The 25,960-nt window shown below is 55.8% G+C and carries 32 protein-coding genes, 1 tRNA gene and 1 other RNA gene; 24 read left to right on the top strand and 10 right to left on the bottom strand.

What is annotated here, in order from left to right; all coding sequences use genetic code 11:
- Positions 1–3 precede the first annotated feature (3 nt).
- Together MPN23_RS04415 and MPN23_RS04410 are read left to right on the top strand one after the other, a co-directional pair.
- A complete protein-coding gene (locus MPN23_RS04415; RefSeq protein ID WP_243546373.1) occupies positions 4–276 on the top strand; it encodes a hypothetical protein in 273 nt (90 codons plus the stop codon).
- Positions 277–311: 35 nt separating this feature from the next.
- A complete protein-coding gene (locus MPN23_RS04410) occupies positions 312–605 on the top strand; it encodes a DUF1799 domain-containing protein (protein WP_279388694.1) in 294 nt (97 codons plus the stop codon).
- 274 nt (positions 606–879) lie between these two features.
- Here the strand turns inward: MPN23_RS04410 and MPN23_RS04405 are convergent, their stop codons facing one another.
- Complete coding sequence (locus MPN23_RS04405) at positions 880–1,047, bottom strand: hypothetical protein (protein ID WP_243547430.1); 168 nt, start codon at positions 1,045–1,047, stop codon at positions 880–882.
- Between MPN23_RS04405 and MPN23_RS04400 the strand changes: the two genes are divergently transcribed.
- Genes MPN23_RS04400 through MPN23_RS04365 form a run of 8 tightly spaced genes read left to right on the top strand, consistent with a single transcriptional unit; the run spans position 992 to position 10,579 of the window.
- On the top strand, positions 992–2,887 hold the full coding sequence (locus MPN23_RS04400) for a tape measure protein (RefSeq protein ID WP_243547349.1): 1,896 nt from the start codon (positions 992–994) through the stop codon (positions 2,885–2,887). The two genes, MPN23_RS04405 and MPN23_RS04400, sit on opposite strands and share 56 nt — an antisense overlap.
- 3 nt (positions 2,888–2,890) lie before the next feature.
- Entirely contained in the window at positions 2,891–3,271 is a 381-nt protein-coding gene (locus tag MPN23_RS04395; RefSeq protein ID WP_243546370.1) for a hypothetical protein, read from the top strand.
- 8 nt (positions 3,272–3,279) lie between these two features.
- Entirely contained in the window at positions 3,280–3,795 is a 516-nt protein-coding gene (locus MPN23_RS04390; RefSeq protein ID WP_243546368.1) for a hypothetical protein, read from the top strand.
- A gap of 8 nt (positions 3,796–3,803) precedes the next feature.
- A complete protein-coding gene (locus MPN23_RS04385) occupies positions 3,804–4,211 on the top strand; it encodes a C40 family peptidase (protein ID WP_243546366.1) in 408 nt (135 codons plus the stop codon).
- Positions 4,195–8,520 (top strand): TipJ family phage tail tip protein, encoded by a 4,326-nt coding sequence (gene gpJ, locus MPN23_RS04380; RefSeq protein WP_243546364.1) that lies wholly within the window; start codon positions 4,195–4,197, stop codon positions 8,518–8,520. Before MPN23_RS04385 ends, gpJ begins: the two co-directional genes overlap by 17 nt.
- Position 8,521: 1 nt before the next feature.
- Entirely contained in the window at positions 8,522–9,544 is a 1,023-nt protein-coding gene (locus MPN23_RS04375) for a hypothetical protein (protein WP_243546362.1), read from the top strand.
- Complete coding sequence (locus MPN23_RS04370; RefSeq protein WP_243546361.1) at positions 9,544–10,092, top strand: hypothetical protein; 549 nt, start codon at positions 9,544–9,546, stop codon at positions 10,090–10,092. Before MPN23_RS04375 ends, MPN23_RS04370 begins: the two co-directional genes overlap by 1 nt.
- A gap of 10 nt (positions 10,093–10,102) precedes the next feature.
- A complete protein-coding gene (locus MPN23_RS04365; protein WP_243546359.1) occupies positions 10,103–10,579 on the top strand; it encodes a tail fiber assembly protein in 477 nt (158 codons plus the stop codon).
- 227 nt (positions 10,580–10,806) lie between these two features.
- Here MPN23_RS04365 and MPN23_RS04360 read toward each other — a convergent pair whose 3' ends face one another.
- The 5 genes from MPN23_RS04360 to MPN23_RS04340 all read right to left on the bottom strand — a co-directional run bounded on the left by MPN23_RS04360 (position 10,807) and on the right by MPN23_RS04340 (position 14,501).
- On the bottom strand, positions 10,807–12,099 hold the full coding sequence (locus MPN23_RS04360; RefSeq protein WP_243546357.1) for a hypothetical protein: 1,293 nt from the start codon (positions 12,097–12,099) through the stop codon (positions 10,807–10,809).
- A gap of 126 nt (positions 12,100–12,225) precedes the next feature.
- Complete coding sequence (locus tag MPN23_RS04355; RefSeq protein WP_243546356.1) at positions 12,226–12,411, bottom strand: hypothetical protein; 186 nt, start codon at positions 12,409–12,411, stop codon at positions 12,226–12,228.
- A 117-nt stretch (positions 12,412–12,528) separates the two neighbouring features.
- Positions 12,529–13,365 (bottom strand): DUF6694 family lipoprotein, encoded by an 837-nt coding sequence (locus MPN23_RS04350; protein ID WP_243546355.1) that lies wholly within the window; start codon positions 13,363–13,365, stop codon positions 12,529–12,531.
- Between the two features lie 46 nt (positions 13,366–13,411).
- Positions 13,412–14,035: a hypothetical protein gene (locus tag MPN23_RS04345; RefSeq protein WP_243546353.1), complete on the bottom strand. Its 624-nt coding sequence runs from the start codon at positions 14,033–14,035 to the stop codon at positions 13,412–13,414.
- Between the two features lie 79 nt (positions 14,036–14,114).
- On the bottom strand, positions 14,115–14,501 hold the full coding sequence (locus MPN23_RS04340) for a hypothetical protein (RefSeq protein ID WP_243546352.1): 387 nt from the start codon (positions 14,499–14,501) through the stop codon (positions 14,115–14,117).
- A 130-nt stretch (positions 14,502–14,631) separates the two neighbouring features.
- Here MPN23_RS04340 and MPN23_RS04335 point away from each other — a divergent pair, with 130 nt between their 5' ends.
- The 11 genes from MPN23_RS04335 to MPN23_RS04285 all read left to right on the top strand — a co-directional run bounded on the left by MPN23_RS04335 (position 14,632) and on the right by MPN23_RS04285 (position 20,503).
- The gene (locus MPN23_RS04335) at positions 14,632–14,958 is read left to right on the top strand and encodes a hypothetical protein (RefSeq protein WP_243546350.1); all 327 of its coding nucleotides are present in this window, start codon (positions 14,632–14,634) and stop codon (positions 14,956–14,958) included.
- A 61-nt stretch (positions 14,959–15,019) separates the two neighbouring features.
- Positions 15,020–15,325 carry a hypothetical protein gene (locus tag MPN23_RS04330; RefSeq protein ID WP_243546349.1) on the top strand — a complete coding sequence of 102 codons (306 nt, stop codon included), beginning with the start codon at positions 15,020–15,022 and terminating at the stop codon, positions 15,323–15,325.
- A gap of 76 nt (positions 15,326–15,401) precedes the next feature.
- Positions 15,402–15,908, top strand: coding sequence for a phage regulatory CII family protein (locus MPN23_RS04325; RefSeq protein WP_243546347.1), 507 nt, complete (start codon positions 15,402–15,404; stop codon positions 15,906–15,908).
- Positions 15,909–15,922: 14 nt separating this feature from the next.
- Positions 15,923–16,129, top strand: coding sequence for a hypothetical protein (locus MPN23_RS04320; protein ID WP_243546346.1), 207 nt, complete (start codon positions 15,923–15,925; stop codon positions 16,127–16,129).
- Positions 16,130–16,423: 294 nt separating this feature from the next.
- A complete protein-coding gene (locus MPN23_RS04315) occupies positions 16,424–16,789 on the top strand; it encodes a hypothetical protein (protein WP_243546344.1) in 366 nt (121 codons plus the stop codon).
- A 134-nt stretch (positions 16,790–16,923) separates the two neighbouring features.
- Entirely contained in the window at positions 16,924–17,643 is a 720-nt protein-coding gene (locus MPN23_RS04310; protein WP_243546343.1) for a hypothetical protein, read from the top strand.
- A 332-nt stretch (positions 17,644–17,975) separates the two neighbouring features.
- The gene (locus tag MPN23_RS04305; protein WP_243546341.1) at positions 17,976–18,236 is read left to right on the top strand and encodes a hypothetical protein; all 261 of its coding nucleotides are present in this window, start codon (positions 17,976–17,978) and stop codon (positions 18,234–18,236) included.
- 25 nt (positions 18,237–18,261) lie between these two features.
- Entirely contained in the window at positions 18,262–18,558 is a 297-nt protein-coding gene (locus tag MPN23_RS04300) for a hypothetical protein (RefSeq protein WP_243546340.1), read from the top strand.
- 63 nt (positions 18,559–18,621) lie between these two features.
- On the top strand, positions 18,622–18,870 hold the full coding sequence (locus MPN23_RS04295) for a hypothetical protein (protein ID WP_243546338.1): 249 nt from the start codon (positions 18,622–18,624) through the stop codon (positions 18,868–18,870).
- Between the two features lie 69 nt (positions 18,871–18,939).
- Entirely contained in the window at positions 18,940–19,176 is a 237-nt protein-coding gene (locus tag MPN23_RS04290; protein ID WP_243546337.1) for a hypothetical protein, read from the top strand.
- Positions 19,177–19,306: 130 nt separating this feature from the next.
- Positions 19,307–20,503 (top strand): tyrosine-type recombinase/integrase, encoded by a 1,197-nt coding sequence (locus tag MPN23_RS04285; RefSeq protein WP_243546335.1) that lies wholly within the window; start codon positions 19,307–19,309, stop codon positions 20,501–20,503.
- A gap of 74 nt (positions 20,504–20,577) precedes the next feature.
- On the opposite strand, the gene ssrA is transcribed toward MPN23_RS04285, so the two are convergent.
- From ssrA to MPN23_RS04270, 3 genes are all read right to left on the bottom strand, one after another.
- Positions 20,578–20,964: a transfer-messenger RNA gene (gene ssrA / locus MPN23_RS04280) on the bottom strand.
- A gap of 168 nt (positions 20,965–21,132) precedes the next feature.
- Positions 21,133–21,209: transfer RNA gene (locus MPN23_RS04275), tRNA-Met, on the bottom strand.
- Between the two features lie 97 nt (positions 21,210–21,306).
- Positions 21,307–22,098, bottom strand: coding sequence for an undecaprenyl-diphosphate phosphatase (locus tag MPN23_RS04270; RefSeq protein WP_243546331.1), 792 nt, complete (start codon positions 22,096–22,098; stop codon positions 21,307–21,309).
- A 200-nt stretch (positions 22,099–22,298) separates the two neighbouring features.
- Here MPN23_RS04270 and MPN23_RS04265 point away from each other — a divergent pair, with 200 nt between their 5' ends.
- Genes MPN23_RS04265 through MPN23_RS04255 form a run of 3 tightly spaced genes read left to right on the top strand, consistent with a single transcriptional unit; the run spans position 22,299 to position 24,781 of the window.
- Positions 22,299–22,481 (top strand): hypothetical protein, encoded by a 183-nt coding sequence (locus MPN23_RS04265; RefSeq protein ID WP_243546329.1) that lies wholly within the window; start codon positions 22,299–22,301, stop codon positions 22,479–22,481.
- Between the two features lie 9 nt (positions 22,482–22,490).
- Positions 22,491–23,651, top strand: a complete 1,161-nt coding sequence (locus tag MPN23_RS04260) for an LptF/LptG family permease (RefSeq protein WP_243546327.1) — start codon at positions 22,491–22,493, stop codon at positions 23,649–23,651.
- Positions 23,651–24,781, top strand: coding sequence for an LptF/LptG family permease (locus MPN23_RS04255; RefSeq protein ID WP_243546325.1), 1,131 nt, complete (start codon positions 23,651–23,653; stop codon positions 24,779–24,781). Before MPN23_RS04260 ends, MPN23_RS04255 begins: the two co-directional genes overlap by 1 nt.
- Positions 24,782–24,863: 82 nt before the next feature.
- On the opposite strand, the gene gcvT is transcribed toward MPN23_RS04255, so the two are convergent.
- Positions 24,864–25,949, bottom strand: a complete 1,086-nt coding sequence (gene gcvT, locus MPN23_RS04250) for a glycine cleavage system aminomethyltransferase GcvT (RefSeq protein WP_243546324.1) — start codon at positions 25,947–25,949, stop codon at positions 24,864–24,866.
- Positions 25,950–25,960 lie beyond the last annotated feature (11 nt).

The raw sequence follows: 25,960 nt of genomic DNA, 5'->3' as shown, positions 1-25,960 counted from the left end.
CCCATGGACAAGAAAACAATCGAACTGGGCGGCGAGGCCTTCGAGGTTCGCCCCATGAATTATGGCACGGCCAAGGCTTTGAACCTGGCCGGGATCAATCTGGCCAATCTGGACGAGCAGCCGGATCGGCTGTTTGACGCCATGACCATCCTGCTGGACAGGGTCTATCCGGACGAGGCGGATCAATTGCGCATCGAGGCCCTGTCCCTGAACGACGCCATGAAGTTGTTCACGAGCGTGATGGAAGCTAGTCAGGCTGCTGAATCGGGAAACTGATCGAGGTCTGGGCGTGGCATTCGAATCCGAGGCGATTGGCCTACTGCGAAATCTGTGGCGCTTCGGATGCGTGCGCGGAGTGCGACTGGCGGCGTCCGGATCTCTGGCCGGGCAACGAGGATGCCTGGTCGCTGTGGGTGGCATCCAGCACGCAATGGCGGTCCACCGGTTTCGGCATCATCGGGTTGGACTACCCGGCAGTCAAGCTGGTCTCGGAAACGATCGGCATGCGATTCACGCCGGGCCTGTTCGCCAAGATCCGATTGCTGGAGATGGAGTCGCTGGCCAGACAGGTCGCGCGGCTAGAGGAACGATCCGATGCAGACTAGGGCCGCCAGAAAGCCGATCACGACGGCGGCTCCTGCGAGCCAGCCCAGGCCGTAAGCAGAGAGCAGGGAGAACCCCAACCGAACAGTGCCCGGTTCTTGCGGTTCTCTAGAGTCGAAGGAAGATCTCATACCCCTCTTATAATCATTAACCCGAGGGGAGGCAAATCGTGTCCGCTGAAACGCAAATGATATTCACGGCCAAAGACATGATGACCAGTCATGTCAGGCGGATGTCCATTGCCGCCCAAGGACTGGCGGTCAAGTTCGTTGCCATTCAGGGCGCGATACGCGGCGTCATGAGCCTGTTTTCCGGTGCTGCCGGGTTGATGAGCGGTTTCACGGGGACAGCCTCGGAATTCGAGACGTTGTCGATCAGCCTGGAGACCGTGACCGGCTCTGCCGAGCAGGCCGAGGCCGCCATGGCGTGGATCACCGATTTCACTGCCCGGACTCCCTACGAATTGCAGGAGGTTTCGAACGGATTCCGTCAGCTGGCGGCGTATGGCCTTGATCCGACAAAGCATCTCAAGCCTTTGGGCGATACGGCATCCTCCATGGGAAAGACCCTTTCCCAGGCTGTGGAGATGTTCGCCGATGCGGCGCAGGGCGAGTTCGAACGTCTCAAGGAGTTCGGTGTGCGTGCGTCCCAGCAGGGCGACACGGTCACGTTCCGGTGGTCGCAGAACGGTCGGGACATGGTGAGGACAGCCCGGAAGACGCAACAGGGCATCACCACGACACTGGGTGAAATCTTCAGACGTTTCGAAGGAGGGATGCAAAAGCAATCCCGTTCCTGGGAAGGCATGATGTCCAATGTGAGCGACATCTGGACCCAATGGAAGCTCATGGTCATGAAATCTGGGCCATTCAGGGTCATGAAAAAAAGTCTGGAGGAGTTCCTGAAAAGTCTGGAAACCAGCGAAGGCCGCATGAACTTGGCCAGGTGGGCGGCGATGACGGCGGAAGTTATCGTCGGAGCTTTCCAGGGGATGGTTGTCGGAGCGGAGTTGTTTCTGGATTCCATCGACGTAATCAAGAAGGCGTGGGTCGGATTGCACAGGGTCGTCGGACGGTTCGTGCATGATTTTTTCGAGGCACTATCGATGCTGCCTGGCCTCGGGGACAAGTTTGGTTGGCAACAGCTTGCTGCCAAGTCCAACCTCAAGAAATTCAGGGAGGAATATGCAGAGATCGACAGGTCTCTGGATGACAGGGAAAAGGCTTTCGACAAGGTGTTTTCCCTGTTGAAGAAATGGGGCGCGGCATCGAGCGACCTCACTTTAATGGCGGCAAAGGGGGATGCCTCAGAGTTCAAGTTCGCCGGTGGTGGCAACGATGCAGCTGCCGGGGTGTCCAAGACGTACACCTCTCAGTTCGACGACCATATCAAGGAATGGCAGAAATATCAGGATCGAAAAACGGCGACTCTGGAAAGGTTCAGCAAGGACTACCAGCGCATCACGCTCGGAGAAACGGCGTTTCAGATCGCCGAGGTTCAGGCGCGATCCCGGCAGTTGCAGGACATGGTTGTCGGCGATGCCGACACGATTGCCCAGATCAAGGAATGGGAAGCCAAGTCGATTGTCGAAATCAATGAACAGGCCGCCGAAAAAACGCAGAGCGTCTGGGAAAAGTATGCGGCCTCATCCATGGACCAGATGTCGAACATGGGCGACATGGCAGCCACGGTGGGGCGTCGTCTTGAGGACTCCTTTACCGATGCCTTCACTGGAGCCGAGGTCTCGGCCATGGATTTTTTCAATGCGATTTATGCCGAGATGATACGCATTTCCGTAGCCAAGCCTTTGGCTGGAGTCGTCACCGGTGGAATCGGCAGCATCATCGGCAGTCTGTTCCCGTCCGCCAAGGGCAACGTCCTTTCCGGCGCAGGCATATCCTCACTTTCCAACGGTATCTACAGCAGCCCGACCTATTTCGGGTTCGATCGGCATTACTCCAAGTTCGCCAATGGCGGTGTTCTTGCAGAAGCCGGGATCGAGGGCGTTTTCCCCCTGGCCAGAACAGCCTCCGGCGATCTCGGTGTGCAGGCTGTCGGCAATGGCCGCAGCGGCGGCAACGGTGGCGACAACGTTCAGGTGATCATTCACAACTCCACCGGACAGTCGGCGACCCAGCAGAAGAGCAGCGACAACTATGGCAATACCCGTGTCGATGTCATGATCGGCGATGCCGCAGCCAAACAGCTGGCCACGCCTGGCTCCTCTTTGAATCGGGCCATGCGCTCCAGCACCGGCATGAAACAACAGGTTGTCAGGAGGTAGCACATGGTATCCGTCTGGCCCACGGGACTCCCCCAAGCTCCGCTGTATGACGGCTTTTCGAATCCCTATCCGAATCGCCTGCTGACATTGTCCATGGATTCCGGTGATGACAAGACCCGTCGGCGCGGGCCGAAGCCGAGACAGCTGGATGTCCGGTACTCCATGTCTTCCGCTCAGGTCGCTGTTCTGGAGACGTTTTGTTCGGATACGATCAAGGATGGTTCTTTGTGGTTCGACTGGCCACATCCTTTCCGTGGAGATTACGTCCGCGCGAAACTCGTTCCGTCCGGTTCCGGCCTTTTCTCTTTGGAACCGGACGGTGTTTCGCTGAACTGGCTGATCGGATTGACCATCAAATACTGGCCTGACGTGCCGCTGACATAGGAGGCTGAATGGCTCTTTCCCCGCGCACCACGACCGCCATGATGGCGCAGGACACGGCCGATCGTGATGTCGTGCTCATCACCATGACCCACGAATCCTGGACCGAGCCTGTACGGTTGTCCACCGACGCGACCGAGTGGTTGCACAATGACGAGGACACCGGCGAGCCGATCATGGGTACCGTCAGCCGCGGTGAGCAGTATCTGTTCGTGCCCATCAATGCATCCCTGCCCACATCGTCGGACGAAAGTCCGCCCGAGGGCAAGGTCTCCTTTGCCAACGTGGGGCGCATGGTGACGCCGTATCTCAAGATGGTGGACGAGGCATATCCCAGGATAACTCTCGAATTCGTCAATGCGGAAACCCCTGACGAGGTCGAGGTCTGCTGGCCGGAAATGGAGCTTGGATCCGCCGAATGGGATGCGTCCATGGCTGACGTCACGATCATCAACAACATTGCCTCCAGCGAACCCATGCCCTGGCTGCGGTTCGTCCCGGCGTACTTCCCCAACCTCTTCGACTAGGCGGCGGCATGGACACGAGCAAATACATCGGCATCCCCTTTCTGGACCACGGCACGGACCGGGCCGGTTGCGATTGCTGGGGATTGGTGCATCTGATCTACCGCGAGGAGCTGGGGATCGGGATGCCCGACCTGGGCGACCGATACTCCGACGCCTACGCTCGCGGCGAGGTCGACCTTCTGGTGGACGGCGTGGCCGAGGAGTCCTGGAACGTGGACGTGACCGCCGGGCCGTGGCGTTCCCTGGACGTGATGATCTTTCGCCGCGCCGGGGTGGAGGCCCACGTCGGGCTTTATCTGCGGCCCGGCACCATGCTGCATGTCGTGGACGGCATGGCTGTTGCCGAGGAACGGTACGACACGGCCCGGTGGGGCCGCAGGCTTTCAAGGGTGCTCAGGCATGTCGATGCACGCTGACCAGACCGTTGCCGTCATGGGGCGGCGTTTCGACTCCACGCGTCCGGTCTTTTTCGAGACTATGGCAGGGACGACATTGGCGACCGTTGTCGAAGAGGCCGTGGGAAGGCTGCGTCGGGATCGGGTGTACACCCCCTCTCAGGCTCGATTTCTGCTGCGTTATGCCCGGTGTCGTGTGGACGGCGTGGAGATTCCGAGGACGCACTGGGCCGACACCCGCCCGGTCCCCGGCGCGCGCATCGAGGTTCTTCGCACGGTGCTGCGGCGGCGGGGAGGCGGAGGCAAGAGTCCGGTCGGCATGGTCGCGGCCATCGCGGTGATGGCCGTGGCCGCCTACGCCGCACCCGCGCTGCTGGGCGCCATGGGCGGGATCGAGGCCGGTTTCGTCGGTCCGTTGGCGTCCGGACAGTTCTACATTTCCTCCTGGATGACGGCGGCCATGACCGGAGGACTGATGGCCGCCGGATCGTTCGCCTCCGGAGCTCTGTTTTCCCAAGCCGTGCCGTCGCTTGGCTCGTCGACCTACGACGCAGGGACAGACTCGCCGACATACTCAATCTCCGGGGCCAGGAATGCGGCAAATCCTCATGGCTATGTTCCGTTGGTGCTCGGTTCCCATCGTCATACGCCGCCGCTGGGTGCGAAAAGCTGGACTGCGTGGGAAGGCGAGGATCAGTTCTTCAACATGCTGGTTGTCTGGGGACACAAGGATGTCGTGGTTTCCGATTTCCGCATTGGCGAGACCTCTCTGGACGAATTCGCCGACGTCACCCATGCATTCCATCAGTCCACCATCGGCGGCGACCTGACGTTGTTTGCCAAGTCGTACACCGAAAGCAGCGTCGGCTCGGCGCTGACCGAGTCCGGCGGCTGGGTCACCAGAACCGTGGGCGAGGCCGAGGAACTGTCCTTCGACATTTCCTTTGAACGCGGACTGACCACCATCGACAGCAGCACCGGACGGCGCGGCGATCGGACAGTCCAGTTCGAGGCCCAGTATCGCGCGGTCGGAGCCGAGTCGTGGATCGATTCCGGGTTGGGCACGTTTTCCGTCACCAAGGCCCAGACAACATTCTTTGTTCATACATTCCGCGTCGAGTCCCTGAACCGGACCACCTACGAAGCTCGGCTTCGCAGGGTGACGGCCGACTCCGACAGCCAGTACATCTACGACGAGGCGACGTGGTCTGTGGCCCGCGCGGTTCTGGGCCAGCCTGCATTCAATACGCCGATCCCCATCTGCGTTTCGGAGCTGCGGATCAAGGCCAACGACCAGCTTTCCGGATACGTCGACGACTTCAACGCGCTGTGCTCATCGAATCTGCCGTCCTGGGACGGGGCCGGATGGGGGACTGTGGCCGAAACAGCCAACCCTGCGGACCAGATGCGTTATCTGCTCACCACGAGAAGCGGTTTGGCCCGGCCGTACTCCGAGACCAAGATGGACGACACCACCCTGGCCGAGTTCGCCGAATGGTGCGATGCCCAGGGACACGAGTTCAACTACATCTGCGACAGCGAGACACGGGTATGGGAGCGGCTGACGCAGATTCTTTCCGCCGGGCGGGCTGCCGTGACCACGGACGTCGACGGGTTGTGGGGCGCGACCATCGATCAGCCGGGGAAACGCATCAGGCAACTCTTCACTCCGCGCAATTCCTGGGGATGCAAGATCAAGCGCGGGTTCATGGAGCTGCCGCACGCGCTGCGCGTCTCCTACGTGGACGAGGACGACGACTACAAGACCAAGGAGGGCTTCGTCTATGCCGACGGGTACGACGAGAACTCCGCCGTGGACATCGTGTCCTGGGATTACCCGGGCGTCACCAACTGGTCAGCCATCTGGAAGATGGGGCGTCGTCATTTTGCCAAGCTCCTGCACCGGCAGCTTTCCATCTCCCTGTCCACGGACTGGGAATGGCTGGCCGCGCATCGCGGTGACCTGGTCGGGGTGGCGTCGGACGTGCTGATGAACGTGTTCGGCACGGCCCGGATCCGGCGGTTGCTGTTCAACATCGACGGCGAAGAGGTGCTCGTCGGGCGAGAGGAGGACATCCCGCTGGATGAGGGCGACGAGCCTCTTATTCCCATCGGCGTGCAGATCGACGATACTGTCGTCTTTTCCGATCCTGCTCCGGCCCGGTACGGCATGGCCATCCGGGACAACTCGTCGAGGCTGACCACCTACGAGATCGTGCCCGAATACGGCGAGGAAAATGACGTGCTCCGTTTTTCCTACGTGATCTCCTCGAAGCCGGCCCCCCAGCTGGAGGCGCTTTGTTCGGTGTCCATCCTGGGCGAGGAGTATGACGAATATCTCGTGTCCGCCATCACGCCTGGTGAGAACCTGACTGCGGACCTGACGCTGATACCTGCTGCCATGGACGAAATAGAGGCGTCCGTGTCCGGGGCAATCCCGGAGCATGCTCCTCCTGTGCGGTTGGACGTAACGAGGGGACGGTTCATTCCGGCACCACGCATTACTCTGGTCCGCAGCGACGAAGGGGTCATGGTGCGCGACGCAGACGGCACGCTTTCGTCGCGCATCTGTGTCGCCTATGCCCTGGGGGCAGGTGCGTCGGCCGCAGAATCGGTGCAGGTGCAGTATCGCGAAAGCTCATCGTCGCAATGGATCAATGCACCTACGGTCAATGCCGGGGTTCAGGCCTTCATCGCTGGGGTCGAGGACGGGGCTGCCTATGACATACGCATTCGTGCCGTAACGTCTGCCGGAGTCGGATCGATTTGGACCGTTGAAACCGGTCACACTGTTGTCGGCAAGACCAGCAATCCCGGTGATGTCAATGTGTTCACCCTGTCCGCTGCCGACAACAGCATTGTCGCGACGTGGGAGCAGGTGGTGGATTTGGATGTCAGCCGCTACGAGATACGGTCCACGGATTTCGGCTGGGGCGACGGCAAAGAGGTCGCCACGGGCCCGGGATCCACGGCCGCCTTGCCAATGACTGCCGCCGGAACGCACACCTACTACATCCGCGCGCTGGATACGACGGGGCATTATTCCACGACTTCGGCATCGGCCACCATCGTCGTTCTCCCCCCAGCACAGCCTTCGGTTGCCGCGACCATTTCCGGTACAAACATTCTGCTGTCCTGGAGCAGGCCCTCATCATCCTTTGCCCTGTCTGGATGCGAGGTCTTGTATGGCCCAGATCTGGCCTCTGCCGAATCCGTTGATGCGGGGTTGATTTCCACCAGTCGGCAGTTTCCGGGGGCGGCGGGGTGTCATCGTTTCTGGGTGCGCTACACGGATGCGGCGGGCAACACGGGGCCAGCCGCATCCGTGGACATGACCATCATCGCGCCGGGCGCCGTTCTGGTCACACAGCAGGTGATCGACAACAACGTGCTGCTCTACTGGACGGAACCAGAGACCGGCACCTTCCCCGTCTCCAACTACATAGTGCGCTCCGGCGAGACGCTGGAGACATCCATGATGCTGGGCACGGTGGATGCCCGGTTCATTTCACATTTCGAATCGCAGGGAGGTTCTTACACCTATTGGGTGGCGGCTGTGGATACGAGCGGCAACGAGGGCGCATTCGCATCGGTGTCGGCCACGGTCAGCCAGCCGCCGGACTATGTGCTGCTCTACGATTATGATTCGCCACTGGGAGGAACTGCGACCCGATTCATCATGGAAGGCGGGGAGCTGATAGGCCCGGCGTTCGACGAGACGTGGCAGGAGCATTTTTCACGTTGCGGCCAGACGACCATGCAGGATTTTGCCGACGCCGGTTTTCCTCTCTACCTGCTGCCCAACGCGACAAGCGCCGTCTATGAGGAGGAGATCGATTACGGCACAGTCCTTTCGGGGAGCAAGATCACGGTCACGCCGACCATGCAGGCACTCACGGGTGCTCCTTCCGCCACATGCCGGATAGAGGTCCGGGCGGCCACGGACGAAGCCTGGAGGTTGGTGGCCGACGATTGGCAGGGCTATGCCACGGCGTTCCGGTATCTGCGGGTGACAGTCTCCGTCATATCGGATGGCAGGGGGGCGGTGCGCATCTCCGGCCTGAACATCCGCTACGACATCAAGCAGCGCAAGGAGGGTGGCATGATGCAGTGTCTGGCGTCTCACTCCGAAGGCACGCCGGTGACATTTGCAGACAGCTATGTGGACATTCAGGCCATCGCAGTCACGCCCAAGGCCGGCAGCGCGGCCAGGTACGCCCTCTACGATTTCGTGGACGAGCCGAACCCGACCGGGTTCTCCATATATCTGTACAACGCCAGCGGTGCCCGTGTGGATGGCGAGGCCAGCTGGTCAATCATAGGAGTTTAGCATGACAGCCGATTTCAGCAAGCCGACTGCGACGAGTCCGTACACGAGTTTTCCGGCGGAAATTCGCGAAATGTTCGAAGCCCTGGCCAGGCTCTTTGACGGTACGGCGACCCTGAACATGCCCGGCGGGACGATCCGGTGGAATTCGACGAACAAGCGGTTCGAAATTTATGACGGCACATCATGGGGGCCGTTGACCGATCAATTCAACATGAACGTGTCCAACCTTGGACACGCGTCTCCGGGCAACGCCAGCGGCAATATCCCCGTATCGAACGGTGATCGCTGCGTGAACCTGGTCGCGGACAAACTGGACGGGCTGGAGGCGAGCCAATTTGCACGCAGGGATATCAGTGCCCTGATGACCTCTCCGTTGTATGTAAACTCGTCCAGCGCATACGCCGAATTGCGCTTGCGCAGTGACGTAACTCAAAAGATTCGTGCAAACCTGAATGCCTCAATGAGCACGAATACCGCCAGATTTTCCGTGTACAATGATGCTGGTGATTCCTACAAATATCTCGAAATCGGTTATGACGGAAGCTTCGCTTGGAACGGCACCACGGTGCTAACTGATGACAATTCCCCCACTGCGGCATTCACATCCGGCGATGTCCCTCGGCAGATGATTTCTTTGACTGACATGACGGACAATACGTTTGTCGGAGTGGTCGTGGAACGTCAGCTTGCCGCAGCCACGAATGCCGGTACGCTGGTCTGCGTAAACAGCACCGGCCAAGCCGCGCCTGCCGACGCGGACGCGTTCGCCACCATGCCCGCCATCGGTATCCAGTGCTGGGCAGGCGCGGCGGGAACGGTCCGCCCGATCCTGGTTCACGGGTTCTTTCGTCATACAGCGTGGTCCTTCACTCCCGGCGACATTCTGTATGCTTCGCCTGTTGGCGGGCAGACTATCAGCACTCCGCCGAACGGCAGCGGAGACATTGTTCAGGCCATTGGGGTCGCCGTGACCTCCGACATAATTCTGGTCAACCCGTCCCTGACCTACTTCGAGGTGGCGTGATGGCAGTCTTAACGACGATGGATGGAGTGAGCTTCGCCCACATCGCCCGCATCAACGCCCATTCTGTCGGCCAGTTGGCATCCTGCATGGGGATGGAGTGGGGCTTTGACGCTTACAAACACCGTTGGGCTGTCTGGAACTTTGCAACCGGTACTACCGGTTGGTCAGACGATTATTGGAATGAACTGCATTCGCCGAACGGCATTGCTACTACTGCGAATGATGCTGCATACGGATTTCTTGGCGCTGACGTAACCGCTATCGGGCACAAGACCCTCAATGTGTCCGGGAATGTTGCAGCTTCTTCGACGGTTGGGCTTCGAGAAATATCAACTCATGTATGGACTGATGGAGGTGGCATGACTGGAAAGGTTGTCCGGGATGTTGCAATTGCGGTTGGTCAGCCCTTCTCCTTCTCCTGGACTCCTCCTGCCACTGTCAGCTCTTGGACGATAGCTGGTCCGTGTTGCATTACCTTTGTCAAAAGTGATGCACCTAGCAACAATCTTTTCGTCATCGAGAATTTGAAAATTTGGGTGACTGCATAGGAGGCTTTCCATGACGTACTACAAACTTCCGGCGTCCAAGAATCCTGACGGGGGTGATCAGCTTGTCGGTCCTTCCTCCACCATCTCCACTTTCCACTTCCTGAACGCTGACGGTGTGGCAGAAAAATTCGGTGGGGGCGATTACGAGAACCCCATGAAGCTGGCTGAAGCGGGGCTGGTCGTACTTCACGTCGATGGTCCCGATACCGAACCGGACGAATTCTCAACCCTCTCCATCACCCCCGACTTTGCCAACAATCGTGTCCTTGTGGTGCTCGAACTTCTGCCGGAAGACGAGGTGGCTGAAATTGTTCGTGCCCGTCGTGATGCCCTTTTGCGGGCCAGCGATCATACCCAGCTGCCGGATTCACCGTTGTCCTCTACTGTCAAGGATGTTTGGTCCCTGTATCGTCAGGAATTGCGGGATATCCCACTGCAGGCAGGTTTTCCCCATTCTGTCACTTGGCCCGAAATCCCCAATGCTTAACGGGGTGCAGAGAGCCTATGGTTATTGTTTTTTTTTTTGAGTTATTCTTTGCGGAATTTTTTCTGACGATGAAGGTGACGATATCATTTACGAAGTCCTTGAGTCTTGAGGGCTTTGCGCGGTAGTGGGGGCAAAATCACTGATATAAGATGTGGTTATGTGGATTGAAATTTGGCATACAGATGTAATGAGATTGTTATATTGTCATAATTAATTCAACCTTAAGGCTATTGCCATTCTTCCATCAAATTTCCAAAACCTTCACCATATTCTTCTCCAGCATACCAAACGGATTGTATGTTTTCTGGGACAAATCCATTTCTATTAAAAGTTGTCACTGTTTCTTCAACGTCAAATAAGCCCTCAAGAGGAACTATATACTTAGCGATATGGAGATATATTCTTTCCAAGCCTTCCTGATTGTCTTCAAAAGAAAGTATTTCTTGGAAGTTGTTGCGAAGTCTTTCATGATAGGTATTTAACCCATTGCATTCTTCAATTAAGATGTGAATATCTCCATGATAGCCAGCATTTATTTGACGTGTCGCTTCAGCTATTTTTCGTTTTGCGTGTTGGGCCTTTTTTTGAGCTGATTTATAATTGTCGAGATTGCCAGAAATTACTGAGGCAGAATTTATACGATCTATATATGGTCCATACATTTGCCCACTGAGCAGAAGTTTATAGTTAATAAAAGGGCTGTAGCTGCCAGTTAGATATTCTATTATGGTTGCTCCTTGAACATGGCGCATAGGGTCCATGTCAACATTTATTAAATTGGGATTTATTGGAGAAAATTTAATTTTGAAATCTTTGTTTTTGGTAATGTGAAAAGGTCTTGTTATTGATTGGCATACATCAATTTTTTTGTAGATTTTACGAAAAATCCGCTTTGGATTTATTTTTTCTAAGACCTGCAAAAATTTGATATGAATGTGCCCAGATAGTTCTGTTTCGGTTATGATTTTTTTTATGCCATCAGCTATTGCGTACCACCTTACCAATTCTTTATATGAGTATTGGTTTCCTCGTTGCATTTTTTTACATTCAACATGCCTCAAGACTCCATTTTTTTCAATTTGTAAATCGGGAGTACGTCTATTCCCTACTGGCACAAACGATACATTATAACCCAATCCTACATACCCTAGTGCTACTAATATTTCAAATATGGTAGCGTCGATATTGTTGTTCGCAACGTCGCACATCTCAGTTATTTTATCTTCATAATTTCCTATTTCATAAATGTTTGGCCATTTTTGAGCTAGATTCACGAACATTGGAATGGATCTAGCCCCTTCGTTAAAGTTGTACAAAGTGAAGTCGTTATTTATTATCGATTGTGCATAAAAAACATATAGAAATAATCGATCTGGACAATTCCTATATATGGGATCTCCGGTTCCTAGAAAGGTAATGATTCCGTCAATCCTTTCCCCGTATTGATTGCCGAGTCTTTCTTGTAGGTATGAGTTAAATTCTGCAAGATGTGCAATAGCGTTTTCCATATTAAGTGGCATTCCCCCCCCCCTATAGTTCCCTTTTGTCGCATTGTTTCATTGAAATAATGCTCAATTGATTCTGATTGATTGTCCATATTTTACAAGGCGTAGCCAAGAGGCCCGGCGCGAGCCGGGCCTCTTGTGCTAGGTCTGATTTTCCTCGGACGGTTGGGCAACGACGATTTCGTCGGCAATCTCGTGGAGCCGTTGGGCAATGCGGCTCTGGAGGTAGGCATTGCCCGGGTGTTCCTCGAAGTGTGCCTTGGCGATGAGCAGAAGCGCGTCCCCCATTTCATGCAACTCTCTGATGATTTCCAGCTGATGGTCCATTGGGTGCCTCCTTCACGTGGAATGTCGATTACGGTATGCGTGCAGCATGGGACATTCCGTGTGATTCTCCACGGCTTTTCGAGCCGGGCAGGGAAGAGGCGGATCTGTTTTGTTACGTCAGTTTTGTGATTGATATTTGGCTTTAAGTTCTTCCAATCGTTTCCTTTTGGATTCGGAAAAGTCAGAGGAGAACAGTTCCTTTTCGTCTGGCCCGTCAAGGCGTGTGATGGTCACTGTGAGAACAGCATCTTTTGGCGCATCCACTTTCCCCCATGTGCTGAAGGAATTGGGCGCAAGCGACCAGTCGCCAATTTCGCCGGGTTCCAATCCTCCTGCTATCTGGTAGTTGAATTCTTCTTGCAGCCAAGGGATGGCTCTGCCGGGGCTAGCCAAAACGCCTTGGCAATATATGCGGGAGATCGGATATGTCGTTTCGTTTTTGACCTTCAATTCGATAATTGGTTTTGCAGTGAAAGAGTGCTCTTTTTTGTATTTGTAGAAGCGGGATTTGAGCACTTTGAATTTCTCAAGTTCCACTTGAGCTTCTTCCGCCTTGATCTTGGAGGCCTCAAGTTCGGCGATTTCCTTAAGGGCTTGTTCTCGCATCTTTTCTTCTCGTTCCTTCATGACCTGGTTGGCATGTGTTATTATCTGGTCTGCGTTCATGCCTTTCAGGTCCTGAAGAGATGCGAAAGGATCATATTCCTTGCCCGCCAAGGACGCACGCATGGCGGAGCCGAGGTCTATGGAATTGCCGATAAGAAAAGTGAGAGCTTCTTTGAATTCTTCGCTTTTTGTTGCGTCCAAGGATTTCATGATTTGTTCGGTTGACGTTTCAAAGGTTGCCTTCGATGTCGTGTCAAGGGTTGGTTCCGTACATCCAAAGACACAAAGTGCAAATGCTAATAGGCAAATTGGCTTGACGAACCCTTCGACACTTTCATGAAAAGACATTGTCGTATCCTCGCTATGCGGTTGAGAGTGAGAGCAAAAAACATCACTATTGCGGGCAAGATGCAAAGCCCAGTTGTTTCCCTTCTTTGTCCTTTATCGCCACGTTTGCGCCCGTGATTCCATGGTCTGCCAGTACGCCACACAAATACTGGGCAAAGCCGTCATGAGACCCCTTGTAGGGGGTGACTGCTGTCATGAGTGTCTGGTCTTGCCATTCCGCAGCAATGATCTTTTGTTCGTTGAGTACGGCCTTCAACGCCCGATCCAGTGTTTGCTGGCAGCGGTCGAGGTCGGCTCTGTATTCGTGATTGTTCGGGGCAAATCGGGTCAGTTGTTCGTAGGCCGCCAGTCGTTCGCCAACATGGGAGACGGGGATGTCCTTCATTTCCTCAAGCAGAAGCTGTTCTTGTATCTGATTGCGCAGAGCCTGAAGGTTCTGGTTCGAGTAGTTCTTGTATTTGTCGGTTTCAGCGAGGGCGGCGTGATAGGCATGGGCATCCACCAGTGTTTGTATCTCGGCAAGAACCTCATCCGGATTGGCGTTCAGGCGAGCGATGGCTTTGGTTTGCTGGTTGCCAACAGTAACCGCCTCCCATTCCTCGACTAGGGAGATGGCAAACCATGTCGCAGCCATGAAAAGGATGATTGCAAGACAGCCTGATCGTTTCATCTGTTTTTCATTGACGAAGTAATTCGTAAAACGAGTTGAAGTGGGTACATAAAAAGCCGCGACAAAGCGGCTTTTTCCTTTATTCCTCTTTGTCCGCGTTGACCTTGGCCAAGCCCATGACGGTCTGCCAGACCACGGCATCCGTGGCTCCGGCCTGACGAAGCGCTGTCTCTGCCGTCCGGACTGCATCCGCTACCGGAGTAGCTATTGTGTGAGTCGGGGATGATTCTTGGTTTTCTTCAGATTTTTGAAAGGGTTTTCCCTCGCCAAAGACAAGCCAATTTCGATTCACTGTGGGGTATTTCTCCAGAATGTTCAGGAGGAGAGATAACTTAACCCTTTGTGCACCGTCTTCCACCAGATATCCGTGAAAAGTGGAGTTGTTTACCCCAATCTTGTCGCTGAATATCGAGCGTGATTTTTCAAGTTTTTCAGCTAAATAAAGTAATCTTTCGTTAATTTTCATTTATTTTCTCAAATAGATTTCCGAAAAACTATTGACCGTTTTCAGATTTTCAAATAAAAGTAGCTCAACACCAGAAAACAGTTTCCTAAAATGGTCCTTAACCTGACACGCGTTGTGCAAGGAGCATGTCATGAGTCAAGTCGCCATACCTGTTGGCCCGTTGGGGTGCCCGGAGTTTGCGTTAGCCCGCATTCATGCCTCGCTGGAGCGGCACGACTATGTGGACGATGTTCCCGGACGGTCATGGACCAAGGTCTTCTTCTCCCAGAAAACCAGAACGCGGACCCGGGTTGTCGTGGTGCTCCACGAAGAGCAGGGCATCACGATTTCGGGATCGTCCATGCTGGCCGGTCTGGATACGCCTTCCATAAGGTTCTGCTGGGCTGACCGGGAATGCGACCCCGAAAATCTGGACGCGACGCTTGGTCAGTTCGACCGCTTCTTTTCGGAGGCATAAGCCCAGCCTAGCTTCTTCATGGGCTGCCCCTTTTCAAATTTTAGAGAGAATATTTAAAAAAATGGTTGACCGCAAGAAAGAGATAAAAAAGTGGCTCATTGATCATGAATTGAACTTCGTCGAGCTGGGGGAAGTCTATGGCTGCTCCAAGCAGGCGGCCTACAATTATCTGGTCAATCTCAAGACATGCCCTCCGAAATTCGTCGAGCTGTGCCGGGAATACGGCATTCCCGAGCATCTGTTGCCGTATCCGACCAAGCCCAAGGGGCAGTTGCTGGCCGAGAACAAGCGGCTTCGCCGGGAGCTTGCCTGGTGCTGGTCCAAGCTGGAGCAGTTCGGAACGCATCCGGGTGAGGCGATTCGGTAGTTCGTTTTCCGGCTGATGTTCAGTTTTTCGAAAAGCAGACGCATCCGCAAGATAAGAGCACGAGGGAATATCCACCATGAACAGCAATCCGCACGAGTCCATTGACCTGACAACGCTGGCGCTGCCGGACGTGTTGCAGCTGATGGTCACGTCCTCCGGCAGGAGCTGGGAGACCGTGGCCAACATGGTCGGCTGGGGGCCTGCCAACGTGAACCGCATCCGTGATGCCAAGGATGATTACTGGCCCACGCTGCCCAAGCTGGCGCGGTTCTGTTCGGCCTGCCGGTCCACGCTGGTGCTGGACTGGATCGGGGCGCAGGTGGAGATCGGCGCGGTGGAGCTGGAAGTGGCGGCGCTGGATTGCGTGTCCCTGCTCGACAGTCTGGGCGACCTGTTCCGCGAGATGGGCGAGGTTGCCAAGGCTGGCGGGGATGCCGTGCATGATGACGGCGACAAGGGGTGCCACATTTCCCAGCGCGAGGCGCGGCAGATCATCCGCGAGCTCGTGGACGTGATCAATCGTGGAATGCTCATGGTGTCCCGGCTCCGGCCCATCGCGGGCAAGCCCGGGGACCGCATCTAGGGGAGGGGAGAGACATGCAGGGCGCGACTTCGGTTGAACAGCATCTGGCAGAGGCGCAGCGGCATCTTGAGGCGGCCAAGCGATTCTATCCGCAGGACATGCTGGCCCGGCGCGCCCTGAACGTGGCTCTGGTCTCCATCGGGCATCTGCGCGGACGCAAGCCACTGGCTCTGGTGCCGCCCGCGTCCGGCGACGTACATCGCGGCTGCCGTCTGGATTGACGATTTTTTCCGGCTGTCCCGGGTTGTCCGGGCCGCCATGTGATCTTTGACCTGTTCGGAATCCGCCGAGACCTCCTCAGCAGATGCAGGGACGCGAGTTCATCCCCCCTTTACGCTGCGTCCCTGCTGGCTGCGGCCCACATGTGCCGCATCCTTTGGTCGTGGATCCTGCGCCGTCGGCGCGGGCTGACCGTGCCTCGGGGGTTGTGATGGTCGGGGAAATGCTGTTCGTCATCGGTCTGGCCGTGGGCGTATGTCTGCTGGTCCGGCGCGTTTTCGACAGGGGAGGGAGCCATGGGAAGAAGTCGCAAGGATCGTGAGGCCATCTACAGGACGAGGGTCAGGCGGCTGGCCGAGCAGCTGTACGGCTGCATCGTGAAGGGTGAAAAGGCCGTGCGCATCGGCCAGCTCTGGAGCGAGTTCGGCGAGGACAATCTGCCCGGAGAGGCGGACATCCATTCTCTCGGGGGATTCGCCAAGTTCGTGGACTCCTGCGGCCTGCCGCGTCAGGGCCGTCCGAGCGAAATCCGTCTTGCCAGCCGGGCCATCCGTTTCGTGGAACTGCACTGGCGCGTCCATGCCGTCCCCGGAACAGGTGTGGGAGACGCGGGAGTTCGCGCCCGTGGGCGATCCAATTTTCAGTCAGGGCGGGGCGGTTGAGTCGTAAAGTCTTTGGAGGGATCGAGCCGCGTTTCGGGCCATGGACCGAGACAAGGCGAGGGGCAGCGCGCATCGCCCGCCCTCCTGAATTTCGCATCGGGGAATGAGAGGGTAGGTTTATGGAATTAGGTTGCATGCCGTTCACCGCTTCGCTTGCGCTCTCCATCTTGGAGGGCCGCAAGACGCAGACGCGAAGGGTTATCCCTGACCGTCTGACCATTAACGCGGACATCGATAAAAACGACCCGACATACTTCTTTGCCGAAAATTCATACGGTGACTTTTATCCAGGAGAACGGTTCGCCCCGCATCAAAAAGGCGATGTCCTTTGGATTCGTGAACCTGGCCGTGTGGTTGCTTACGAAGAATCACCGGACTGCCAGTATGAATGGATGCGGATCAAATATATGGCCGATGATCACGAAGAAGAAATCAACACCCCATGGCGGATGTCTGAGGTTTGGGACTCTAACGGCCAGAAGTTCCCATATGGTGCGCCTAATTGGGTCTGGAAAAAACAGGGCATACCCAACGGCATTTTTAAGGAAGCCGCCCGTCTCTTCGTCAAGATCACCGACGTTCGCGTCGAGCGGGTTCAGGACATCTCCATTGAGGACTGTATCGCCGAGGGGATTGGTGATGAGGAAACGCCGTGTCCGGTCAGACGCGACAGGATTCATTCCGACGCTTGGTACGACGGCGAGGGCTGCGAGGCTTGCGGTGCGCTGTCCGCTAGGGAGTTGTTCCACTCCCTGTGGCACGACCTCTACCCCGGCTCATGGGAGAGAAATGACTGGGTGTGGGTGTACGAGTTCGAGCGCACTGAACGGCCCGCCAACTGGCCGCAAAATTGATAGAAGTGAGGCAATTTTATGAACCGAACAAACTCAGTATCCAGGCCTTCGTTGGGTCCACAAGAAAAGCAAGGGCAAGGTCTCCCAAAAAGAGCACGCAGAACCCGACAAAAAAAACTGTCAGATTCCAAAGGCTTTTCCAAAAATAACGGCAAAAGGTGCTTTGGCAGTTTCCCTCCTGCCACCCAAAAAAGCCACCACACAATTGGTCTACTTTTTCATGCGCCCAGCTTGTCATTTGTTGGCCTCCCGATTTTACGGGGACTATGCACCCCGTATCAATTTATTGCAAATACCCCGCAGACCAATGCTTCAAAATCAGGAGACACAAAATGACCATGGAAACCCCGGAAAGCATCATCTCGGACGAAGAAATCGAGCGCGTCCACGCATACGCGGATTTTGGCGACCACATCACCAAGCGCGAAGTGGTTGATATGGCCGTGCTCAAGGTTGCGTCCGGCTACTACCAGGGCCACACCTCGCGCACCATCGCCGAAAAGCATGGACTGGTGACCGCTGAGTACGACCTCACACCCAAGGGGCGCTCCTATCTGTGGGCCGTCTACAGCAAGGCCCATCCGAATTTCTAAGACTATCAGCAGTCAGGAGTTGACCATGAATAAAATCAGGCAAGCGGCGTGGGCCGACAGGAATCAAAAGCCGACCTATGGCTCCATTGATAGGCAGGCCCGGCGCGTCCTATTTTTGGAGAGGGCGTACCGCTATCAGCGGGCAGCAAACATGATGCTGGTCGAAATGATCAACGCCTGTCAGCAACGCGCCTGTGGAATGGAATCTCAGTGGGGGTTCTCCCCTGAGAAGCACGATGCAGCCATCGAAAAGCTCTCTCAAAAGAGGGCTTGGGTGATGGGACAGGCAACCGCGTATTACGAACGGGCCGCAACAATCTAGCCCTATCCGCAATCATCACAATTTTTCCGTAGGCACGAACGTAAGCACGCAAGGAGATACGCAATGATTGCAAAGTTTGAAACCGAACACGGATGGAGCTTCATGGAGTGCGTCAAGCTGGACACCCAAAACGAACGAGTCAACCCGGCCATGGCTGATGAAGAGTGCTCGTACTCGTTTGGAATGGACGACACGGCCAAAGACTGCAAGCGGCTGATCCTAGCCCGATACGACGGCGACGTGGTGGCCGTTTACTACGACAGGAAAGCGTACCTGATGAACGATCAGGGCGACACCGTTTGCGCACTGTAGCGCAACCAAGGCAGCCCCTGGAGCCTACGCTGGGGGCCGTCACAACAACTTTTGGGGAAGAGGGGCATCATGAAAGACAAAAGCAAGGGCATTTACAACAAGTATGTCGTGTTTCGAACGGACCGGCGGGATGCTCCCGGTGAAAAGCATGATGGGTGTGAGTATTTCGTTCTGGATGTCACCCATGATCCGCATGCGATTCCGGCTTTGCGTGCTTACGCTGAGTCGTGCCGGGATGAATATCCGGTTCTGGCCGCTGACCTTGATGCGCTTGTCGCCCGCACCGAACAAACTGTCAAAGGCTGATCATGGCTTGATGTCTTTCCGGTCATGGTCCGCATGATGAGAAACCATAAGGAAACTCATTAAGAAAATGAACAGGTTGTACCACCATAGCCAGCATGCTACTCCTGTGGGTTTATCAGGAGGTTTATGCATGAAAGGCAACATCTACACTCGGCAGAAGTGTGGCATTTGTGGTGGTCCCCTGCGGCATGACGAGCGGCGGGGCGGATGCTTTTGTCCCAGACATCCGCATGTGGCGGCGTACCGTCAGTTCTACGTCAAGTTCGGCCGCGAGCTGCGGAAGTGCTTCCGGACCTACGCCGAGGCCGAGCGATTCCTCAACGGGATCCGGTTCGAGGAGGACAAGGGAACTCTGGATTTTCGGGATTATCAGGCCGACAACCCATTATCCTTTGAAAAGCTGGCCGAGGAATTCGTGGACGAGAGGCACGCGGAAACGAATCTGTCCGACAATTACAAGCAGAAGCTGACGCGGGTCATGAAAATGGCCATCGAGGCGTGGGGCGACCGGAACGTCAAATCCATCGGGCGGCGCGAGATCAAGCACTTCCTGCTCGGATTGAACGTGAAGAGCAAGACCAGGGCAAACTATCGAAGCGTGTTGAACGTGTTTTTCACCCGGTGGCTGGTCGAAGAGGAAATCCTGACCCGTGATCAGGTGCCTGTCCTTCCGGTCATCGAATTCGAATTGGGCTGGCGCAACTTCACGGACTGGGAGACCCAGAAGAAGATCAAGGACAAGGTGCGGGAGCTGACGTGGGACCTCAATCCAAAGATATACGTGGGGATCGACCTGCTTTCGATCTACACCAATCTGCGGCCGCTGGACCTGCTCCGGCTGGAAGAAGGCCACATTGACCTGCACTACGGCGTGCTGGATTTCCCGCGCCCGACCAAACGCAAGAACCGGCGCAAGACCGTGCGGCTGCTGGACGAGCATGTGGAGGTGCTGGACTGGCTCAAGCGGAAATATCCCGCGCTGCCCGGCACGCTGTTCTTCCGGCATCACAATGCCATTCCGCCCGTGAAGGAGGGAACGCCCTTCGGGCAGAAGTATCTCTATGTCTGGTGGAAGCGGGCCTGCAAGCTGGTCGGGGTTGAAGGCGTGGATCTGTACGGCGGAACCCGGCACACCTCGACAACGCAGCTCGCCAAGCTGGCTGGCCGGGACGCTGCCAAGGATGCGTCCGAGCATGACACCAACAAGGCGTTTGATCGGTACTGCCAGCTCCAGGGAGAGCGGGCTTTCGAGATGTCGAAACTGATTCGCCGTGCACAGGGGAACGGCGAGAAAATCGTTCACTTGAAACGACGTGGAGGAGGGTAATTATGTGCACCACATCAACACCACGGGTTTTCGGGGTGTTTGCAGCGCAAATAATTGAAAAGATTGAGGATAAATGGTGGAGGCGGGGGGAGTCGAACCCCCGTCCGAGAACGCTTTGCTCAAGGCGTCTACAGGTTTAGGACCGTTTGTGAATCTCGCCTGACGGATTGCCCCGGCCCAGGGCGGCCGTCAGGCCAGCGCGCTTTTAGTTCTCACGCCTTCCGCAACGTGCAAACGGAAGACGCCAGCTTCATGAATTGACGACTCGTTCCTCCTATGAAGCCTCGGAGAAGGAGTCGTGACAATCAGATGTTGTCAGGTGCTACTCTGCGCTAGGCAGCCATAGCGTATTCGTAATCGTTATTGGCACTTGTGTGCTTGGTCGATTTTTACGAGGCCATCGACCAACCTCGACCTGCAACCTTGGCATCGACTATCCCCGTCGAAACCAATGCGCCCCCATTTCAAAGAACCTCTTGAGGTCAAGACCTATATAAGGATCAAGGCTCTCTTGGCAAGGGAAAAAGTTGGAATATCTTTGAAATGCCCGTACGCCGAACTTTTGTTGAATTGTGAATTGGAGAAAAGAAAAAGCCCGCAAGATGAATCCTGCGAGCTTTGTGTTACCGTGGTAGCGGGGAGAGGACTTGAACCTCCGACTCTGCGGATATGAGCCGCATGCTCTGACCAACTGAGCTACCCCGCCACGTTTTGGGGTCGCGCCCTCAGCGCGGAAAAGCATATAGACCGACTTTGAGACGCTTGGCAAGTAAAAAATGAATTTTTTTACGATTTGAAATTACTTATAAAAAAAGCAAAACCAGCGGAGCCAGAGCCAGACGATAAACAGCAAAGGGGCGGAGCGTGGTTTTTCCCAACAGGTAAATGAATCCCTTGACCGCGGCCCAGGCGGAAAAAAAGGAGACGCTGAATCCGATGGCCAGAAAAAGCATATCTCCGGCCTCGAACAATTGGTAGTTTTTCAGGAAATCGTAGCCCGTGGCCGCGCACATGATGGGGACGGCGGCGATGAAGGAGTATTCCGCGGCGGTTGAGCGGCGGACTCCGAGGAGCATGCCGCCCATGATCGTGGCCGCGGAGCGGGAAAAGCCGGGCCACAGGGCGAGGCACTGGAAACAGCCGATTCCGAAAGCCAAGGCTGGCGTGATGTCGTCAATTTCGGCAGCGGTTTCCTTCTTGTTCATGCCTTCCACGATGAAAATGATGACCGCGCCCACGCCAAGGGCCCAGGCAACCGTGACCGGGGAGAACAGGTGGGTCTTGATGAACTTGTGAGCCAGCAGGCCGACAACGGATGCGGGCAGCGATGTCAGGAACAGGAGCCAAAGTCCTCGTATTCCCGAGAAATTCCTTTTGCCGGAAAAATCGAGAAGTCCGTAAAAGCGTTCCCAATAGAGCACCACCACGGCGAGAATGGCACCAAGCTGGATGACGATTTCAAAGGTTTCCGCCTTGGGGCCGGTGTAGCCGAGCAGGTGCCCGGCAATGATGAGATGCCCGGTGCTGGAAACCGGAAGGAATTCGGTCAGGCCTTCGATTATGCCGAGAATGACGGCCACGTACCATGAAGTCATTGTCACCCCTTGTGGTGTGTGCTGCGTGTTCAGCGAATTTGCCGACATGCCATGGAACATGGATGCCGCCTCGGCAACTTGATGCGAGGCGCTGGAAATCCGCATGGGTAACCAGCCTGCTAGCCCAAGGCGGCCCGCCTTGCAACCCCTTGTAAGGTGGTGTAGTTTAGCCGCGAAATCTTGAACCACAGGAGAATGCCGTGACGACAGTCATGACTCACAGCGAATTGGCCAAGAAGGCCGTGGCCTGGATCAGTCAGGCCCGCCAGGACAATCCGGAAAAACCGCTTTCCAAATTGGTCGAGGAGGCCGCCATGCGTTTCAATCTCGGCCCCAGGGATGTGGAATTTCTGGAGCGTTTTCTCGCTGAACAGGAACGGTAATTCCCGCCGGTGAAGTTGCTCCATCGTCACATATTCATGGAACTCGTCAAGCTGTTCGGCCTGACGGTGTCCTGTCTGCTCGGGTTGATTCTCATCGGCCGGATGCTGCAATTGCGCACGCTGCTGCTCGCGCTTGATCTCGGCGTGCTTGATCTGTTGCAGCTTTTTTTTCTGATGAGTCCGCTTTTCATGCTGCTCATCGCGCCGATCAGCTGCATGCTGAGCGTGTTTCTGACCTTTTTGCGCATGAGTTCCGACAATGAGCTGACCGCGCTCAAGGCCAGCGGGGTCAGTCTGTTTCGGATGCTCCCGGCACCGTTGCTGTTTTGCGCTCTGGTCACGACCTTGACGTACGGGGTTTCCTTTTACGGCATTTCCACCTGTTACGACGCCTTCAAGGTGCGACTTGTGGAACTGGCCAGAACAAAATCCAGACTGGCCATTCAGCCGGGCATTTTCAATCAGGAATACCCCAACCTCACCATATATGCCCGCAAGGTGGACCCGGCCACCAGTTCCTTCAAGGACATCTTCGTGGAGGACAGGACGAACAGGAGCGTCAAGGTGGTTGTGACCGCACCTTCCGGACAGGTGCATTTTGATCATGATACCGGGGATATTCGCATCGAATTCCGTAACGGCAGCATTTTCAAGAATCAGGGCGACAGCCTGACACTGCTGAAATTCGGCAAGTATTCCGTACGGCTGCCGTTCGCCAACATGGTCGGGGGAATTTCCCTTTCCGGCGAGGAAAAACCAAAGGAAATGTCGTTTGCCCAGCTGGGGGAACTGTTGGAACAGGGCAACGCGGATATGCGGTATTCCACGCGGAATTTCAACAAGATACATACGGAGTATTACAAGAGGCTGACCTTGCCGCTTGGCTGCTTCATTCTCGGCTTGTTCGCTTTGCCCATGGCAGTATTTTTTCAGGGCTTGAATCAGAAATACGGTCTGTTGCTCGCCCTTGTCTTTTTTCTTGTCTACTACAGCGTATTCTCCGTGGGGGTGAGCATGGGGGAATCCGGGGCGTCGAATCCCGGATTGGCTCTGTGGGTGCCGAATCTCCTGTTTGCTCTTTTTTCCGTTATGGGCTTCAGATATGCCAATCTGGAACGGCTTCCCTCGATTGTCGTCTGGGCGACGCGTTTGCGAAGGAGATCGGCCTGATGCGGTTCGGCGTGCTCTCCCGATATCTGCTGCGGCAGAACATGTATTACATGCTTATCTGCCTGTGTTGCGGCGCCTGTTTGTACCTGTTGTCCGACGTGTTCGACAGGCTGGACAATTTCGTGCAGGCCGAAGTCGGAACCGAAACGATATTCTTCTATTTTCTGGTCAAGATTCCGCTCATCATCTCCCAGCTCATGCCCGCGATTTTCGTGCTGGCCATGGTCATTCAATTGGGCATTCTTTCTCGATCGAAAGAGATGCTGGCCTTGCGCGCCGGAGGGGTGTCATGGACATGGTTCATCATGTTTTTCGTCTGGTACGGACTGTTCTGGAGCGGCGTGCAATTCGGTTTTTCCCAGGTTGTGGGCGTCTATGGCGAGCATGAGGCCAACCGCATCTGGAAGGAGGAGGTTCGCAAGCGGCAACTGGATGAGTTGCGAATCAAGCACCTTTGGTTTCGGGACGGCCCGTTTGTGGTGCATGCCGAGGAGGCCCAACCCAGCAAGAGCAGGGCTACGGGTGTCACTGTGTATGAATTCGCCACGGACAGCGAGCGGCTGATTCGAATCATTTCCGCGAAAAAGGCTCTGGTGGACGACAACGGCTGGGGCCTGCTCGATGTGCATGAATTGGACACCCGGACCTTCAGGGCGGCGGAACGACTTTCACAATTCCTGTCGGTTCGGCAGAATCTGGAGTCCTTTTCCGCTGTCAAGCTGAGTAATGACAAGGCCCAGTTGCCTCTGTGGGAACTGGGGGATGTCATTGGGAATCTCAAGGTGTCCGGTGCCAACGTGAATCAGCTGGAAACCGTGTGGCACTCCCGCTTTGCCTATGCCTTTTCCGTTTGTGTCATGGCCTTGCTCGCCTTGGCCCTGTCCACGGTGTCGGACAACCTGTTCCTGAACATCGGTTTGGCTCTGGCTCTCGTGTTCGTGCACTACGGTTTTCATGTAGTCGGTGTTTCCGCGGGACAGCAGGGCACTGTGCCGCCCGTTCTGGGGGCATGGTTCGGCAACATGGTCATGGGCGGGCTGGCCGTGCTGCGGTTGGCCTGGGTTTCCGTGCCCGGGTTGGCGGATTCCGTGAAAAACTGGTTGGCCGGATTGCGTTTCGGCAGAGTGTGACGCAGAGTTCATTGCATTGAAAAAACAAAAAAACGGGGGACATTGCTGTCCCCCGTTTTTTTGTTTTCCATGAGATGATTGCCTAGGCGATTTTCCTTCGGGCAGTTCCTTCGGCATAAAAGGGCAGACCGACCTTGGCGGCCTCAAGCTCGGCCCGGGCCGTCTTGACGATGAAGATGTCATTATCCTCGTCCTCGGCCCGGACATAGGCCAGAGCAATGCAGTGCCCAAGGGATGGGGAAAAGGAACCGCTGGTGATCACGCCGGTTTTCTCGCCGGACGGCAGGCAGACGTCATCTCCGTGACGGGCGGTGCGGCGTCCCTGAATGGACAGGGGAACGAGCTTTTCCCGAACTTTTCCAAGGCCGGCTTTGCCCATGTACTCGGTTTCCTTTTTCAGGAAGAAACCGCCGCCGGATTCCACGGGGGTATGGTCGTCGTCCAGATCCTGACCGTACAAGGGGTAGCCGATCTCCAGACGCAGCGTGTCTCGTGCGCCCAGTCCCACGGGCTCCACGCGCTCGTCCGCAGCAAGTTTTTCCCAGATTTCCAGTGCCTTGTCCGCAGGCAGGTACAGTTCATACCCCAATTCGCCGGTGTAGCCGGTGCGGCTGACGATCATGGAGCATCCCGCGACCTGACACTGCTCGAAATTGAAATATTTCAAATGGCTGAAGTCCGCGCCAAGAACTTCGTTGATCACGGCCAGACTTTCGGGCCCCTGAACGTCGATCTTGGCGGTTTCGTCGCTGACATCCTTCAGGGGCAGGGCATCGGGCAGCTTGCCGGAGATTGCGGCATGGTCCTTTTCCCGGCAAGCGCCATTGACCACGAGCATGTAGGCGTCATCTTTCAGACAGTAGACGATGAGGTCATCCGTGATTCCCCCGGATTCATTGAGCAGGAATCCGTAGCGGCATTTGCCCGGGGCCAGGGTGGTCAGATCGTGAGTGACAACTTTGTTCAAGGCTTCAAGGGCGCCGGGGCCCTCCAGAATCAGTTCCCCCATGTGGCATATGTCGAAGATGCCGACCTTGGAGCGGGTGTGTTTGTGTTCGACAATGATGCCCTTGTACTGGACGGGCATGTCGAAACCGGCGAACGGAGCCATTTTCGCCCCGTTTTTCCTGTGCCATTCGGTAAGGGGGGTGACAGCGAGAGAGTCCAAATTCTCCTCCT

Origin of the sequence: Pseudodesulfovibrio tunisiensis (assembly GCF_022809775.1) — a bacterium.
GTDB classification, from domain to species: domain Bacteria; phylum Desulfobacterota; class Desulfovibrionia; order Desulfovibrionales; family Desulfovibrionaceae; genus Pseudodesulfovibrio; species Pseudodesulfovibrio tunisiensis.
This window is presented reverse-complemented; position numbering and strand designations above follow the sequence as displayed.

Bases quoted from the DNA above. Each gene is read 5' to 3' on its own strand.
- MPN23_RS04270 (WP_243546331.1), bottom strand. From the start codon at position 22,098: ATGACTTCATGGTACGTGGCCGTCATTCTCGGCATAATCGAAGGCCTG.
- MPN23_RS04295 (WP_243546338.1), top strand. From the start codon at position 18,622: ATGATTGCAAAGTTTGAAACCGAACACGGATGGAGCTTCATGGAGTGC.
- MPN23_RS04375 (WP_243546362.1), top strand. From the start codon at position 8,522: ATGACAGCCGATTTCAGCAAGCCGACTGCGACGAGTCCGTACACGAGT.
- MPN23_RS04390 (WP_243546368.1), top strand. From the start codon at position 3,280: ATGGCTCTTTCCCCGCGCACCACGACCGCCATGATGGCGCAGGACACG.
- MPN23_RS04415 (WP_243546373.1), top strand. From the start codon at position 4: ATGGACAAGAAAACAATCGAACTGGGCGGCGAGGCCTTCGAGGTTCGC.
- MPN23_RS04385 (WP_243546366.1), top strand. From the start codon at position 3,804: ATGGACACGAGCAAATACATCGGCATCCCCTTTCTGGACCACGGCACG.
- MPN23_RS04345 (WP_243546353.1), bottom strand. From the start codon at position 14,035: ATGAAACGATCAGGCTGTCTTGCAATCATCCTTTTCATGGCTGCGACA.
- MPN23_RS04370 (WP_243546361.1), top strand. From the start codon at position 9,544: ATGGCAGTCTTAACGACGATGGATGGAGTGAGCTTCGCCCACATCGCC.
- MPN23_RS04350 (WP_243546355.1), bottom strand. From the start codon at position 13,365: ATGTCTTTTCATGAAAGTGTCGAAGGGTTCGTCAAGCCAATTTGCCTA.
- MPN23_RS04360 (WP_243546357.1), bottom strand. From the start codon at position 12,099: ATGCCACTTAATATGGAAAACGCTATTGCACATCTTGCAGAATTTAAC.
- MPN23_RS04315 (WP_243546344.1), top strand. From the start codon at position 16,424: ATGGGAAGAAGTCGCAAGGATCGTGAGGCCATCTACAGGACGAGGGTC.
- MPN23_RS04305 (WP_243546341.1), top strand. From the start codon at position 17,976: ATGACCATGGAAACCCCGGAAAGCATCATCTCGGACGAAGAAATCGAG.
- MPN23_RS04310 (WP_243546343.1), top strand. From the start codon at position 16,924: ATGCCGTTCACCGCTTCGCTTGCGCTCTCCATCTTGGAGGGCCGCAAG.
- MPN23_RS04395 (WP_243546370.1), top strand. From the start codon at position 2,891: ATGGTATCCGTCTGGCCCACGGGACTCCCCCAAGCTCCGCTGTATGAC.
- MPN23_RS04340 (WP_243546352.1), bottom strand. From the start codon at position 14,501: ATGAAAATTAACGAAAGATTACTTTATTTAGCTGAAAAACTTGAAAAA.
- MPN23_RS04355 (WP_243546356.1), bottom strand. From the start codon at position 12,411: ATGGACCATCAGCTGGAAATCATCAGAGAGTTGCATGAAATGGGGGAC.
- MPN23_RS04335 (WP_243546350.1), top strand. From the start codon at position 14,632: ATGAGTCAAGTCGCCATACCTGTTGGCCCGTTGGGGTGCCCGGAGTTT.
- MPN23_RS04285 (WP_243546335.1), top strand. From the start codon at position 19,307: ATGAAAGGCAACATCTACACTCGGCAGAAGTGTGGCATTTGTGGTGGT.
- MPN23_RS04365 (WP_243546359.1), top strand. From the start codon at position 10,103: ATGACGTACTACAAACTTCCGGCGTCCAAGAATCCTGACGGGGGTGAT.
- MPN23_RS04330 (WP_243546349.1), top strand. From the start codon at position 15,020: ATGGTTGACCGCAAGAAAGAGATAAAAAAGTGGCTCATTGATCATGAA.
- gpJ (WP_243546364.1), top strand. From the start codon at position 4,195: ATGTCGATGCACGCTGACCAGACCGTTGCCGTCATGGGGCGGCGTTTC.
- MPN23_RS04325 (WP_243546347.1), top strand. From the start codon at position 15,402: ATGAACAGCAATCCGCACGAGTCCATTGACCTGACAACGCTGGCGCTG.
- MPN23_RS04300 (WP_243546340.1), top strand. From the start codon at position 18,262: ATGAATAAAATCAGGCAAGCGGCGTGGGCCGACAGGAATCAAAAGCCG.
- MPN23_RS04255 (WP_243546325.1), top strand. From the start codon at position 23,651: ATGCGGTTCGGCGTGCTCTCCCGATATCTGCTGCGGCAGAACATGTAT.
- MPN23_RS04320 (WP_243546346.1), top strand. From the start codon at position 15,923: ATGCAGGGCGCGACTTCGGTTGAACAGCATCTGGCAGAGGCGCAGCGG.
- MPN23_RS04290 (WP_243546337.1), top strand. From the start codon at position 18,940: ATGAAAGACAAAAGCAAGGGCATTTACAACAAGTATGTCGTGTTTCGA.